This is a genomic window from Rhodanobacter sp. C01 (assembly GCF_002001045.1).
Lineage (GTDB): Bacteria > Pseudomonadota > Gammaproteobacteria > Xanthomonadales > Rhodanobacteraceae > Rhodanobacter.
In genome coordinates this window covers 193212-207816 of the sequence record NZ_MUNR01000008.1, presented here as the reverse complement: position 1 = coordinate 207816, position 14605 = coordinate 193212, and the positions used below count along the sequence as shown (strand labels likewise).

Genomic DNA, 14605 nt, shown 5'->3' with positions numbered 1-14605 from the left:
GTCGCGGGTTTTGTGTGAGGCGATGCGCGGCAGCCGTTATCATCGGCGCGGATGACTTCATCCGTGCCTACCTTTCCGATCACCCCGTTGTTGCCGGAGATTTGCGCGTCGCTTGCCGCGCACCCGCGGCTGGTGCTGGAGGCGCCGCCCGGCGCCGGCAAGACGACCCAGGTGCCGCTGGCGTTGCTCGATGCGGCATGGCTGGACGGGCAGAAGATCGTGATGCTGGAGCCGCGCCGGATTGCCGCGCGCGCCGCGGCACAGTTCATGGCGCGACAGCTCGGCGAAGAGGTCGGTCAGACGGTCGGTTACCGCATCCGCTTCGAATCAAAGGTGGGCGCGACGACGCGGATCGAAGTAATCACCGAAGGCATCCTGACCCGCCTGATCCAGCACGATCCGGAGCTGACCGGCATCGGCGCGATCGTGTTCGACGAATTCCATGAACGCCATCTCGCCGGTGACCTCGGCGCCGCGCTGGTGCTGGACGCGCAGGCTACCTTGCGACCGGAACTGCGCCTGCTGGTGATGTCGGCGACGCTCGACGGCGAACGCATCGCGTCCTGGCTGGACGCGCCGCGACTGAGCAGCCCGGGCCGCAGTTTCCCGGTGCGCATCGAACACCCGCCGGCACGCACGCAGGAAAGCGTCGAGCACCATCTCGCGAGGGTGACGCGCCAGGCGATCGAGGAGAACGAAGGCGACGTGCTGGCGTTCCTGCCGGGGCGCCGCGAGATCGCACGGGTACAGAAGCTGCTCGTGGAGACACTTCCGCCAACCGCGGCCGTGGAGGTTGTCGCACTGCATGGCGAGCTTTCACTGGCGGAGCAGCAGGCCGCGTTGAGTCCGGCGCTGCCGGACACGCGCCGGATCGTGCTGGCAACCAATGTCGCCGAATCCAGCATCACCCTGCCGGGCATCCGCGCGGTGGTCGATACCGGGCTTGCGCGCGAGCCACGCTTCGATCCGAACTCCGGCTTCACCCGGCTGGAGACCGTCACCATCTCGCAGGCCTCGGCCGATCAGCGCGCCGGCCGTGCCGGCCGTGTGGCGGCAGGTGTGGCATATCGGCTGTGGCCGCAGAGCAGGCGGCTGGACCCGGCGCGCGGCGCCGAAATCGCCCAGGCCGAGCTGTCCGCGCTGGCGCTTGAACTGGCGGCCTGGGGGATCACGGCGGGCAGCTGGACCGACCTGCCGTGGCTCGATCCGCCGCCGTTCGGCGCGCTGGCCCAGGCGCGCGAGCTGCTGGCGAATCTCGCCGCGCTGGCACCGGACGGTCGCATCACCGCGCTCGGTCGGCAGATGCTTGAACTCGGCGCCACACCGCGCCTCGGCGCCGCCGCGCTGCGTGTGCCGGTGGCACTGCGTCCGCTGATCGCCGATCTGCTGGCCTTGATGGAAGCGCGTTCGCCACTGCATGGCACGCATGCTCGCAGTGATGATTTCCGCGCGCGTGTCGCAGCCCTGCATGCATGGCGCGATCGCCGCGGCACGGCCGGCGGCGGCGATGTCGACCGTGGCGCACTGGCCGCGATCGAGCAGGCCAGCAAGGGCTGGCGGCGGCGTCTGGACGTGCGTACTGCAGCCAGTGGCGTGCCGGACAGTCATGCGGTCGGCGATCTGCTGCTGCATGCGTTTCCCGATCGCATCGCGCGACGCGACGACAACAACCCGTTGCGCTATACGCTGGCGAATGGCCGCGGTGCCCGCCTGCATGAAAACACCGCTCTGCTGGGCGAGCCGTGGCTGGTCACGCTGGACCTGCGCTTCGAGGCACGCGACAGCCTGATCCTCGCCGCCGCTCCGCTCGATCCGCGCGTGCTGGAGCGCGACTTCCCGTTGCAGTTCACCCGCGAACGCACGCTGCGCTGGAACGACGAACGTGCGGCGGCCGAGGCCTTCGACGAGCGCCGCTTCGGCGCGATCGTGCTGGAGCGTCGCAGCGTGCCGGTACGGCCGGAAGATGCGTTGCCGGCGATGCTGGCGGCCGTGCGTACGAAAGGCCTTGGCGTGTTGCCGTGGAGCGCCCGCGCGCAACGACTGCGCGCGCGCATGCAGGCGCTGCGCGCGTGGATGCCGGAGCTGGGCCTGCCCGATGTTTCGGATGCCGCGCTGCTCGCCGCGCTCGATGAGTGGCTGGCACCGTATCTCGAAGGCAAGCGCCGGCTCGACGCGCTTGCGGCAGAAGAGCTGTCGCAGGCACTGGCGGCACTGTTCGATTACGAGCAGCGCCGGATGCTCGACACGCAGGCACCGGAAAGCCTCATCGTGCCGAGCGGCCAGCAACGGCGGCTGGAATATGCCGAAGGTGAACCGCCGGTGCTGGCGGTCAAGCTGCAGGAGCTGTTCGGTCTCGCCGACACGCCGCGCGTCGGCGGCGGACGTATTCCTGTCACCCTGCACCTGTTGTCACCAGCTGGCCGCCCGATCCAGGTCACGCAGGATCTGAAGGGCTTCTGGGAGCGTACCTATCCGGAAGTGCGCAAGGAGCTGAAAGGACGCTATCCGCGCCATCCGTGGCCGGACGATCCATGGACCGCCACGCCGACGCACCGGGCGAAACCGCGAGGTACCTGAGTACTCACACTTCGGCCTTGAAGGTGCGGCCCAGCCGCGACCCACGGCCAAAGTAATGCCGGAACACATAGAACAGCGGGTGATAACGCGCCGGGTCGATGTGCTGCGTGCCGGGAATCACGATTTCCGCATGGGCGTGAACACGCAGCACCTCCAGTTCCAGGATCACGTAGCCGCCAGCCTGCCCGCGCCAGGCGTCGAGTTGGCAGGCCAGCGCATGGCTCAGGCGTGCCTCCAGTTGCAGCGGGGATTCGGCAATGCGTGGTGCAGCCACGGTCGACGAAGGCAGGGCATGCCAGCAGGCCAGTGCGAACTTGTCGGGTTCGTGCCGGTAACCGATATCGCGTTTCCAGGCTGGAACCGGATCGCGACCCGTGGTGGGCGCCAGTCGTTCGATCGATTCATGCTGAGCCGTGTCGGCGAGATTAAGTACGCATTCGCGTTCGCGCAGCAGATTGGCCAGGCCCTGGCCGTCGCTGGTGAGGCCGATCACCACGCGATCGGCCAGCGCCCAGGCAGAGGACATCGGTGTGATGTCGGTCGATCCGTCCGGATTGCGCGTGGTGATCAGGATGATCGGCGTGCCGAAGTACAGGATCGAAGGTCGGATGACGACAGAGTCGGGAGTGCAATGCATGTCCATGCCGACAGTGTCGACGTGTGCCGACGACGAATGTTTCGCTGCGTGGCGAAGCGTCCGCACGGCAGCGTGGCTAGACTGCGTGCATGAACGATGCTGCGCCGCTCAACCGCTACCAGCTGGCCGAACTCGGCAGTCTGCTGGCCGAGCCGGCGCGGGCGGCGATGCTGCTGGCGCTCACCGATGGAACATCGCGCCCGGCCGGTGAACTGGCGCAGGCGGCGGGCATTACCCCGGCCACCGCCAGCGCGCATCTGCACCGGCTGCTTGCTGGCGGCCTGCTGGCGCTGCAGGTGCAGGGGCGGCATCGCTATTACCGGCTGGCAGACGAGCGTGTTGCGGCCATGCTGGAGTCGCTTGCATTGGCGCGTGTGCCGGCGCTGCACGCCATGCCGGCCAAGGGCGATGCACAACTGCGCCGCGCACGTTGCTGCTACCGGCATCTGGCTGGTGCCCTCGGCGTGGCGTTCTGCGCCACGCTGCTGGATCGCGACTGGCTGCAGATCGATACACGCGGACTGTGCTTGCGACCCGCCGGCATCGAGGTGCTGCGCTCGAGCGGGCTGGCAGTGGACGACGCAGCGCCATTGTATGGCCGCAGCTGCCTGGACTGGACCGAGCGCCGCATGCATCTGGGCGGGCCGCTGGGCGTGGCGCTGACCTCGGCGATGTTCGAGGCCGACTGGCTGCGCCGACTGCCGCGGGGCCGTGCCCTGCAGCCCAGCGCCGATGGCCTGCGTCGGCTCGGCGCGTTGGGCGTATCGCTCGATTGATAACGGTGTTTCAGTTCGTTGAGTTGTGGAGCCGCGGATGGCCGTCGTGCCGGCTTCCCGGTCGCCATGCGCCGCGGGGCTGCGCGGACTCAATGAAGATGCCTTCGGGCGCGAGTACGATCGCCGGCGTCGGATTGCGCGCCACCGGCTCAGAGGCGTGTCGAACTCTGCTTGAGTATTCCCTGGCGGAGCACAAGGCCGGTCGCAGCCGATCATCGAAAGCCAGCCGCGTCCCGCCTTGAAGGCTGCGACTGCAGCCCGTTGCAGTGCCACTTGATCTCTGATCGACAACGATGTCACCCATCGGTCCGGCCGATCGATGCTGGCTGAGCGTGTGTGTCCGTGATGGCTTTCGGTCGCGCAACACAGCGCGCGCTCTGCTGCACGAGTCGGCGTCGGTGGATGCTGTCCATGGAGAGATAACCAAGAAGAGTGGCATGACCGGGTCGCCCCCCTGGAGCCGCTCTGGAAGTCCATCCGCAAGGGCATGAAGTCCGATATCGGGCGTCGTTCAGCGGTTTGCCTGTGGGCCCTGCATGACGCCCTGCCAGCTTGCGGGCGGACGTCACAGTTTGGGAAAGGTCATATAGACAACGTTGTCATTTTTATCTAAGACAGGACAATTACAACTAGCACAACCGGTAAACGCAGGAAGCCATCAGGCGATGGAAGTCCCCACGGGGCTGCATGGAACGCGGCCGAAACTCGTCCTGACAACTCACCAGTAGCGATGTCACATCAATCAGGAGAATTCCATGTTTGTGAAGCGATCAGCTGTGTGGTCCGGTCTGGCCTTGAGTGCGTTGGGCAGTGCAATGGGGACAGCCATGTCCGTGACTCTTCTTGCGGCGGTGCCGATCCAGTCGGTGCAGGCGCAATCGGTTCCGGCCTGTGCCGCGGCGTGGAATGCGACGACGGCCTACAGCGGTGGCAATACCGCCAGTGAAAACGGCATCAACTATCTGGCGAACTGGTGGACCCAGGGCAACGACCCGGCCACCGACAGTGGTCCGACCGGCAGCGGCCAGCCGTGGACTTCGCAAGGCGCCTGTGGCGGATCGTCCGGCGGCAGCTCGGGCGGCACCGGTTCGAGCGGGTCGGGCTCCGGCTCCGGCGGCACCTGCGACGCCGCCTGGAACGCCACGACGCCCTACAACGGCGGTGCCGAGGTCAGCGAGAACGGCATCAACTACTCCGCCAACTGGTGGACCCAGGGCAATGACCCGGCCACCGCCAGCGGTCCGACCGGCAGCGGGCAGCCGTGGACGGTGCTCGGCTCGTGTACCGGTGGCAGCAGCGGTGGCACCGGCGGGGGAACAGGTGGTGGAACGGGTGGCGGAACAGGCGGCGGTTCGGGCTCGGTCAGCGGCCTGCTGTTCAGTCCCTACAAGGATGTGACCATCAATCTGGACTGGAATACCGACATCATGCGCACCGCGGTGACCGGTACGCCGATTCCGGTGGTGGGCAGCGGCAGCCTGGTTTCGACCGCCCTGCCCAACCTGGGTGCGATCACGCTGGCCTTTGCATCGGGCGAGTGTGGCAGTGAAAACTGGGGTGGCATTCCCGCCGACAGTTTTGCCAGCGCCAATATCCAGCCGCTGGCCAGTGCCGGTATCGACTACGTTGTATCCACCGGAGGCCAGGCCGGCACGTTTACCTGCTCCACCCCGGCCGGCATGGCCCAGTTCCTCGCGCGCTACATGTCACCGCAGCTGGTGGGCGTGGACTTCGACATCGAGGGCGGCCAGACCCAGGCGCAGATCAACAGTCTGGTCTCGAACGCCGCCTATGCCGAAACCCTTTATCCGAACCTGCGCTTCTCGTTCACCCTGGCCACGCTGGCGGCGTCGGACGGCAGCTACGGCGGCGTGAATTCGCTGGGCGACATGGTGGTCAAGGCGGTCCTGGCGGCCAACCTGCCGAACTACACGATCAACCTGATGGTGATGGATTTCGGCACTGCCGGTCCGGGCGTCTGTGTGGTGGCCAATGGCCAGTGCGACATGGGCCAGTCGGCGATCCAGGCCGCGCTCAATCTTGAGCACACCTATGGTATTCCGGCCAGCCACATCGAGCTGACTCCGATGATCGGCCTGAACGACAACACCAGCGAGACGTTCACCATGGCCAATGTCGATACCGTCAGCAGTTATGCGGCGAGCCAGGGCATGGCAGGTGTGCATTTCTGGTCACTCGATCGCGATACGCCGTGTGCGAGCAATACCGGTTCCGCATCGCCGACCTGCAACTCGGTCAGCGGCACCACGGCACTGCAGTACACCAAACGGTTCCTGCAGGATCTCGGTCACTGATCAGCCCTCATAGTCAGTCTGCATCGGCAGGCCACGCAGTCATGCATGGCCTGCCGGCTGCAGGGCGCACTTGAATGGGTTGGGATATTGCGAAGCCGACTTCGGGGGCAATACCGGTTTCAGCCCGGATGATCTCTCCATGGAGAGCCCGGCCTGCCGGACTCTTTCATTGGCATGGATGTGATGGCTTCAGGGTGTTCCGCTGCGACCGGCGGAGGACGGCGACTGCTCGAAGCTGCCGGCGAAGCCGGGAAACACCACCGGGCTTTCATAGCCATCGGCCGAAACCGAAGACACGCCGAAGAACCAATCGTCGATCACCACATCCTTCAATACCGCCTGATCGACGTCGCCCACCGCACGGGCGTATTGCCACCGCGGGGCGGTGGTGTCGCGCCAGTGGACGCGGTAGCCCGCGGCGCCAGGTACCCGGGTCCATTTCACCGTGGTGTCGGTGGCCAGCGCGCCTTCAATGTCGACGCCGGTCGGCGGCGCCGGTGCGCGGCTGAGTGCGGCCATGGCCAGCGTGTTCAATGCGGTGACGCGGGCGAGGTAGCGGAAATCGATCCCGTCGATGGTGTCGCCGTAATGCACGCCCCGATCCTTGTCGGTATGTCCGATGCGCAGATCCTGGTGCTGGCGGGTGTAGTCCTCGTGCGCCTCGGTCACCCGCACGGCGGGAAAGCCGGCTTCGAGGAACGGTACCTGGTCGCCGCCGCGAGCGTAACGGTCAGTGCGATAGACCATCTTCACATGGAAATCCGGCATGTATTCGTCGGCGATGGACGCCATGTAGCGGGCCAGGTTGCGCGAAGGCGAGTCGACCTCGCCACCGTGGTAGCGACGATAGTCCGCCTGTTTGCCGGTCTCGTTGCTCTTGGTGCCTTCGGAGAACACGCGTACCGTGGTGTTGTCGACCACACCGTTCTGGCCGCGGCTGTTGCCGACGATGTCGTTGTTGAGATCGGCCTCGACGTGCCAGCCCTGTGCCACCGCGTAATCGGACAGCACCTTGCCGCCGTAAAGGCCCTGCTCCTCGCCGGACAAGGCGGCGAAAACCAGGGTGGCGTCGTTGTCCTCCTTCGAGAGCAGACGTACCGCTTCCATCAGCGCAGCGACGCCGGAGGCATCGTCGTTCGCGCCGGGCGCGTCACCGCGATTGTTCATCACATCGGTGACGCGCGAATCGAGATGACCGGTCATCACGATGACCCGCTTCGGATCGCCCTTGCCGCGCTTGATCGCAACCACGTCCATCACTTCCATCGGTGTCGGAAGTCGCTTGCCGGTGAACGTCTGCGATGGCGTGACGACTTCGATGCAGCCACCGCAATCGTGCGAGATCGCCTCGAAGCGCGACTTCACCCAGCGCCGTGCAGCACCGATACCGCGCTTGTCGGACCGGGTATCGGACATGGTGTGCCGGGTGCCGAAGCCGACCAGACGGGTGATGGTGGCGCGCAGTTCGGCCTGGCTGGGCGCGCCGACGAGGGCGTGCAGTGCTGACTGTTCGCGCGGAACGGCGGGTGCCCCGGATGTTGCCTGACTGGCGCTGGCAACAGTCAGCAGGGAGAGGAAGAGCAGTCGCGTGGCTTGCAGCATCGTCGGGATCCTGGGCGACAAAATGGGGACGATACAACGCCTGGATGGTTCGGGTGACTGGTCGAGCTCCGACGAGGGCATCGAAACAAGAAAGGCCCGATCGTTGCCGATCGGGCCTTGGGTACCTGATAGTGAAGCATGCGAACGTGCTTGATCTACGTTCTCCTGCGTCCCGGCAAGAGCAGGGACAAGGCACACATCCGTGTGCGCCGTTTCGTCTTCTGGACTTACTGCACGGTCAGGGTGACATCATCGATCGTGAAGTCGGTGTTGCCCGAGGACGAGGTCTCCTTGCCGGTGAACTTCAGGGTCACCGTCTGGCCGATGTAGGCGGACAGATTGGCGGTTTCCACTGCATAGCCGGTGTTCGTGTTCTTGCTGGTGAACGAACCCACCGTGCCCAGCACCGTACCCGACGAGTTCAGCACCTGCACGGTCAAGGTATCGACCGCCGTGCTCTTGGTCGAGTCGATATGCAGGTAGTACTGCAGGGTCGCCGTCGTCTTGCCGCTCGGAATCGCTACCGATTGCGAAACCGTATCGGTGTGCGAAGTGCCATAGCCGTCAAGCCATGCGAACCAGGTACCCGCATGCGAGGTCTCGCCGCTGCCGCAGTAGCTCGACGAGGAGCTGCTGGTGCTGCACAGCGTGCCTGAGCTCATCGTCCACGGCGTCGCCTTGCCGGTCTCGAAGCCGGTGTTGGTGAGCAGCTGGGTCGGAGTGCCACCGCTGGAGACCGTCACCGATGCCGTCTTGGAGCTGGTCTTGCCATCGACGCTGTCGGTCACCGTCTCGGTGACGCTGTAGGTGCCGGCGGCAGCGTAGGTGTGGCTCGGGCTGGCCACGGCCGAGGTGCTGCCATCGCCGAAGGTCCAGGCGTACGTGCCGATGGTGCCACCCGAATCGGTGGAGCTGTCGGTGAAGTTGGCGGTCAGGCCGCTGGTGGTGTCGGTGAAGTTGGCCGTCGGCGTACCACCCGTGGCGCCACTGGAGACCGTCACCGATTGCGTCGAGGAGCTGGTCTTGCCGCTGACACTGTCGGTGACCGTTTCGGTGACGCTGTAGGTACCGGCGGCGGAGTAGGTGTGGCTCGGGCTGGCGACAGCGGATGTGCTGCCGTCACCGAAGGTCCACGCATACGTGCCGATGGTGCCACCCGAATCGGTGGAGGTGTTGGTGAAGGTCGCCGTCAGGCCGCTGGTCGTATCGGTGAAGCTGGCGGTCGGTGTGCCGCCGGTGCTGCCGCTGCCGCCGACATTGCTGGACAGCCCGCTGACGATGATGCTGCCCCAGCCGGTGGTGTAGTCCCAGCCAGTGGCGGCCGTCTCACCGCTGTTGTTGCCCGAGGTGATGTCGTGGAAGTCCGTTGCATAGTTGGCAGCAGCGGCCTTGTACAGCAGCGGAGCCTCAAAGCCGAGTGCGCCGCCATTGGCGCCCTGGATGCGCGCCCATGCGCCAACGTTCAGCGGCGAGGCGAGGCTGGTACCGCCGATCTGCTGGTTCGACTTACCGTCGACGATGACCAGTGCGCCGGAATCCGGGCTGGCGTCGAAGGCGATGTCGGGCACGCCGCGATACTTGGAAGTGCCGTTCTGGCCCACGCCCACCTGCCAGCTCGGAATCGGCTCGAAGGTGCTCGGGCTGCCGCCGGTGGCACCCTCATTCTCGCTGAGGTTGTTCCACACCGTCTCGCTGGTCCAGGTGGTGGTGCTGGTGGTGTACAGCTCGGTGCCGCCAGCCGCGACCACATACTGCGAGCTGGCCGGCCAGCTCGGGGTGATGCCGCTGGTGCATTCGTTGGCGCCGGAGTCGCCCGCGGAGACCGAGAAGGTCTGGCCCTGCGCGACGGCCTGTTCGAAGATCGCGTCTTCAGTGGTGGTGGTGCCCGCCGACTTCGCATCGGTTTCGCACTCGCCCAGCGAGACGTTGATGGCAACCGCCTTGTCGTCGGTTACCGCCAGGTTGTAGTCCGTGGTGAGCGCGGCATCGGAGAGCGAGGCCGCATCGTAAAGGATCAGGCTTTTCAGGCCACCCGACATCGCAATGATGTCCTGGGTGTCCAGATCCCATTCGCCGTCGCCGCTGGCCGAGACGGAACCGGTATTGCCGGTGCCCTCGATGGTCGGGACGAGCGAGGTCAGGCCATTGGTGCTCTCGAAGGACTTGATGTCGCTCAGCACATCGCTCATCTGGCCCGACACCACGTTGCCGACCGTGATCGACGTGGCGGCGGGAAGGCTGCTGGCGCCGTAGATCTTCGGGAAGTCGAGCGGGTTGTGGCCGACTGCCGTGCCGGCCGTCGCATCCGGGTGCACGGCGTTGGCACGCACGCGCTGCGCGAAGATGTGCGACATGTGCACATTCTCGAGGCCGAGCACGGACTGGACCGTGTTCTGCAACTCGGCCGGGATCATCACGTCGTTGGAGTTGGCGTAGGCATCGCGTCCGTCATGCGTGCGCACGTGCACCATCGAGGTATGGAAAGACGACTGCACTGTGTCGGCATGACCATCGGCCTCGACCAGCATGCGGTTGGGCGCGATCGTGACGTTGGTGAAGCCGGACTGCTTCAGATAATTCGCGACTGCCTGCGCCTGTGCCTCGGTCGGCGCATACAGCGCGGTGAATTCTGCCGGTGTGAGTGCCTTGTGCTTGGGATCGGCCACATAGGCATCCAGCTGCGACTTGTTCTGCAGCTTCAGCGAGATCACCACATGCATCGGCTGCGAGAACGCAAGCGGACCCTGGGCAACATCACCGTTGCGCAGGCTGGTGGCGTGGTGCGGCTGCGTCAACGCGACGAACGAGGTAGGCGCGGCGAAGGCCGATGCGGTGGCAGCCATGCCGATGGCGGCTACCAGCATCTTGAGACGAAAATGGTTTGGCATTTAGAGCTCCCAGAATATTTTTCGAGGCCAAACGAAGCCTGTGAGACCCGTGGACCTCATGATTTAGTGCCGTGGACAGACACGACACGACGAGTTTTCTTGGATTGCCCTGCGATCCCGTGCCTCGTGCCCAACCCTCCCCCAGGTTTCCCTCAGGGTCGAACACAGAGATTTGAAATGATTTTGCAGATGTGGTGACAGGATCATTCGCCAAACTCCCAATTGGCGAATTCCTCGACGGTAGGAGTTGCAGATGAAACCGGTCAATAGGACTTTTTGAAGTGGTCGGTGACTGCGGTCACATAATCTATTAATTGCGTCGGTATGCCTGCGCCGCAAATATTTTCAGTAATCGTGGCGCCGCGGCGTTCCCGCGGAAACACGTTCGTCCGCGGTCGGGCGAACGGGCTGCGCGTTGCTTTTCATGTTTCGAATCAGGTGAATAGGCGACACATGCGGGCGCTTGGTGTCGATGCTCGCGTGCGATTCCGGACGGGCAATGAAATCGGTTACGCGATGGTGCGAGATTTTTGACGAATTCGCAATTAAATGCGTTTGGAACGATATTAATCCAATAGCCTGCGCAATATTTTGCATGATTCCCGCTTGATTGACGCCTCGATAATCCATGTAATGCGATTGACCTGGTTTATTTTCAATTCAGTTGATCCGGTCCGAACGCTACGAAGGCCACCGGATAGATGGATGCCTGTGCGGCCACGGCAGGATTACCCAGTGCCGGTTCATTCCGTTCAGGCGGCATGCGACCATGCACGGATGACCCGAACAACTCTCCCGCAGCTGGCCATCATTGGCGGTGGCCCGGCCGGCCTGATGGCCGCGGAAGCCGCGTGCAAAGCCGGTGTGAAGGTCGATCTGTATGACACGATGGGTTCGGTCGGCCGCAAATTCCTGTTGGCCGGCAAGGGTGGGTTGAACCTGACCCATGGCGAACCACGCGCACGCTTCGTGCAACGCTATGGCGCGCGTCAGGTCGAGATCGCGCGCTGGCTCGACGCGTTTGATGCGGATGCGTTGCGTGTCTGGGCACGTGGATTGGGCGTGGAGACCTTTGCGGGCAGTTCGGGCCGGGTGTTCCCCGCCGACCTCAAGGCTGCGCCGTTGCTGCGGGGCTGGTTGCGGCGCCTGCGCGAATCCGGCGTGACATTCCACATGCATCACCGCTGGCTGGGTTGGCAGGCGCATGGCGCGCTGCACTTCGCCACACCGCAGGGTGAGCGCGCCGTGCCGACCGATGCAGTGGTGCTTGCACTCGGAGGCGCCAGCTGGCCGCAGCTCGGTTCCGATGGCGCATGGATGGTGCCGTTGCAGCAGGCCGGGATCGACGCGGCACCGCTGCAACCGGCGAATTGCGGGTTCGAGCTGGCGTGGAGCGAGCACCTGTCCAGCCGTTTTGCCGGCGCACCGCTCAAGGCGGTTGTCGCGTACTGGACCGATCGTCGCGGCGTGGCCCATGCGCGACAGGGCGAGTGCGTGCTCAGCGAATACGGTATCGAGGGCAGTCTCATCTATGCGGTCGGCGCCGAATTGCGCGAACAACTGGCCGAGCGTGGCGAGGCCATGCTGCGGCTGGATCTGGTGCCGGGCTACAGCGAGCCGGTACTGGCCGAACGCCTTGCGGCAGCGAGAGGCAAGCACAGCATGGGTGACTGGCTGCGCCGGCGGGCCGGGCTCGATGCAGCCAAGTGCGCGCTGGTGTTCGAATTGACGGCGAAATCGACCCTGGCCGATTCGCTCGCGCTGGCGGCGCAGCTCAAGGCGATGCCGTTGCGCCTGCGTGCGCCACGACCGGTTGCGGAGGCGATCAGCACGGCAGGTGGCGTTCGGCTTGAAGCGCTGGATGACAACCTGATGGTACGTGCGCGCCCTGGTGTCTTCTGTGCCGGCGAAATGCTCGACTGGGAGGCACCGACCGGCGGTTATCTGTTGACTGCCTGCTTCGCGAGCGGCCTGCTGGCCGGTCGTGGTGCGGCGCGCTGGCTGGAGTAGTAGCCGATGCAGGCGGGTGCCCACCGCGCTCGATCGGCACCGGGCCGAAGAGGTCTGGACCCGCTCCACCGCCACATGACGCCACATGCTATGCCTCGAAGATGGCTTGCAGGCGGCAGGTCAACGCATGGCCACGTGAAGCGTTCATCCCAGTTCGTGTGCGCACATCCAGGTGCAGCCGAGGATGTCCGAAAGCACGGTAAAAATACATATGCAGGAATAACGTGGCGCGAGCCAAGACGCCAGCTTTCAGCGACGGGTTCGTGCGGTCTCCCGTGCGCTGGCTTCCGGCCCCGAATTGCGGCCCATTTCCGAGCCCATCGTCCTGTCCGTGCGTCTTGCCTGAGCAAAGTCGTGACGGGTGCAAAACACCAGCACTGGAACCAGTCCTGCCACCGCGAGAACCATGGATCGTCGAATGCACGCTGACAATCTGGCCGCAGACGGCGCTACCGCGCGAGGTGAGGATGTCCCGGTCCATGCAACGGCCCCTGCAAGCAGGGCAATGAAAATCTGGAGATGCCCATGAGTGCCGACACCCCGCAAGCAGCCCGACCCTTTCACAAGAGACGCGGCCTGCTGATCGCTGTGGTCGTCATAGTTGCGGTGATCATCCTGATCCTGATCCATCTCCTTGGCAGCAAGAAAGCCAAGACCGGTTCACCGCCGCAGGTAGTGAGCGCGGCCACCGCCAGTCTGGGCAGCATGCCGGAAATCCTGAGCGAACTGGGCACGGTGACTCCAGTCGCCACCGTCACCGTGCTGCCGCAGCTGAGCGGTTACCTCACCGCCGTCGGTTATCAGGAAGGTCAGGACGTGACCAAGGGGCAATTCCTGGCACAGATCGACCCGCGTCAATACGAGATCGACAAGCAACAGGCCCAGGCGCAACTGGCCAAGGACCAGGCGACCCTGGCCCAGGCCCGTTCCGATCTGGCCCGTTACACGCAGTTGCATGCGCAGAAGTCGATTGCCGAGCAGACCTATGCTGACCAGCAGTTCACGGTCCAGCAGGAGGAGGCTGCGGTCAAGGCCGATCAGGCGAGCATCGCGCAGTACGACCTCGATCTTGCCTATTGCCATATCACCGCGCCGGTCGCCGGGCGGGTCGGCCTGCGCCTGGTCGATCCTGGCAACTACGTCACGCAGTCCAGTTCGCCGGGCATCGTGACCATCACCACCATGAAGCCGACCACCGTGCAGTTCACCGTACCGCAGAACTCGCTGGCCAAGGTGCTGCAGCGATTCAACAGTGCCAACGCCAAGCTGCCGGTCACCGTCTATGACAGCGACAACAGCAAGCAGATCGGCGCCGGCACGCTGTACGCACTCGGCAACCAGATGGCCACCAGCACCGGTACGGTGACCTTGCGCGCGACCATGCCCAACGACGACGAGGCATTGTTCCCGAACGAATTCGTCAATGTCAGGTTGCTGGTCGACACCTTGCAGAACGCCGTACTGGTGCCGACGCCCGCAGTGCAGAGCGGTGCACCGGGGGATTACGTCTACCTGGTCAACGATGACCAGACGGTGTCCGTGCACAAGGTGACCCAGGGCCCCAGCGACGGCAAGAACACGGTCATCCTGTCGGGCCTCAGCGCCGGCCAGATCGTGGTTACCGACGGCATGGACCGTTTGAGTGATGGCGCCAAGGTCAAGCTCGCCGCGGCGAAATCGGCCAAGCCGGCGGAGGCGGGCAACGCACCGGCGCCGGCTTCGTCCGCGGCAAGCACACAGCAGCCGGGCAGGAAGCGGGCGCACGGCACCGCCTCTGCCTCCGCCTCACAAGCTTCGTAA

At 64.9% G+C, this 14605-nt stretch carries 9 protein-coding genes; 5 read left to right on the top strand and 4 right to left on the bottom strand.

The annotated features are described in order from the left end of the window. Positions 1 to 51 precede the first annotated feature (51 nt). Complete coding sequence (hrpB, locus tag B0E50_RS05460) at positions 52 to 2577, top strand: ATP-dependent helicase HrpB (protein ID WP_077440173.1); 2526 nt, start codon at positions 52 to 54, stop codon at positions 2575 to 2577. A gap of 4 nt (positions 2578 to 2581) precedes the next feature. Here hrpB and B0E50_RS05455 read toward each other — a convergent pair whose 3' ends face one another. After that, a complete protein-coding gene (locus tag B0E50_RS05455; protein WP_254427186.1) occupies positions 2582 to 3214 on the bottom strand; it encodes a flavin reductase family protein in 633 nt (210 codons plus the stop codon). A gap of 89 nt (positions 3215 to 3303) precedes the next feature. Here B0E50_RS05455 and B0E50_RS05450 point away from each other — a divergent pair, with 89 nt between their 5' ends. Together B0E50_RS05450 and B0E50_RS18225 are read left to right on the top strand one after the other, a co-directional pair. Next, positions 3304 to 3990, top strand: coding sequence for a helix-turn-helix transcriptional regulator (locus tag B0E50_RS05450; RefSeq protein ID WP_077440171.1), 687 nt, complete (start codon positions 3304 to 3306; stop codon positions 3988 to 3990). An 827-nt stretch (positions 3991 to 4817) separates the two neighbouring features. After that, positions 4818 to 6305: a carbohydrate-binding protein gene (locus B0E50_RS18225; RefSeq protein ID WP_254427185.1), complete on the top strand. Its 1488-nt coding sequence runs from the start codon at positions 4818 to 4820 to the stop codon at positions 6303 to 6305. Positions 6306 to 6494: 189 nt separating this feature from the next. On the opposite strand, the gene B0E50_RS05440 is transcribed toward B0E50_RS18225, so the two are convergent. The 3 genes from B0E50_RS05440 to B0E50_RS17865 form a co-directional block, all read right to left on the bottom strand. After that, positions 6495 to 7907: a M20/M25/M40 family metallo-hydrolase gene (locus tag B0E50_RS05440; RefSeq protein ID WP_077440170.1), complete on the bottom strand. Its 1413-nt coding sequence runs from the start codon at positions 7905 to 7907 to the stop codon at positions 6495 to 6497. 227 nt (positions 7908 to 8134) lie between these two features. Then, positions 8135 to 10795, bottom strand: coding sequence for a PKD domain-containing protein (locus tag B0E50_RS05435; RefSeq protein WP_077440169.1), 2661 nt, complete (start codon positions 10793 to 10795; stop codon positions 8135 to 8137). Positions 10796 to 11140: 345 nt separating this feature from the next. Continuing rightward, entirely contained in the window at positions 11141 to 11425 is a 285-nt protein-coding gene (locus B0E50_RS17865; RefSeq protein WP_139350756.1) for a hypothetical protein, read from the bottom strand. Positions 11426 to 11572: 147 nt separating this feature from the next. Here B0E50_RS17865 and B0E50_RS05430 point away from each other — a divergent pair, with 147 nt between their 5' ends. Beyond that, positions 11573 to 12805 carry a TIGR03862 family flavoprotein gene (locus tag B0E50_RS05430; protein WP_077440168.1) on the top strand — a complete coding sequence of 411 codons (1233 nt, stop codon included), beginning with the start codon at positions 11573 to 11575 and terminating at the stop codon, positions 12803 to 12805. A gap of 525 nt (positions 12806 to 13330) precedes the next feature. After that, positions 13331 to 14605, top strand: a complete 1275-nt coding sequence (locus tag B0E50_RS05425; RefSeq protein WP_077440167.1) for an efflux RND transporter periplasmic adaptor subunit — start codon at positions 13331 to 13333, stop codon at positions 14603 to 14605.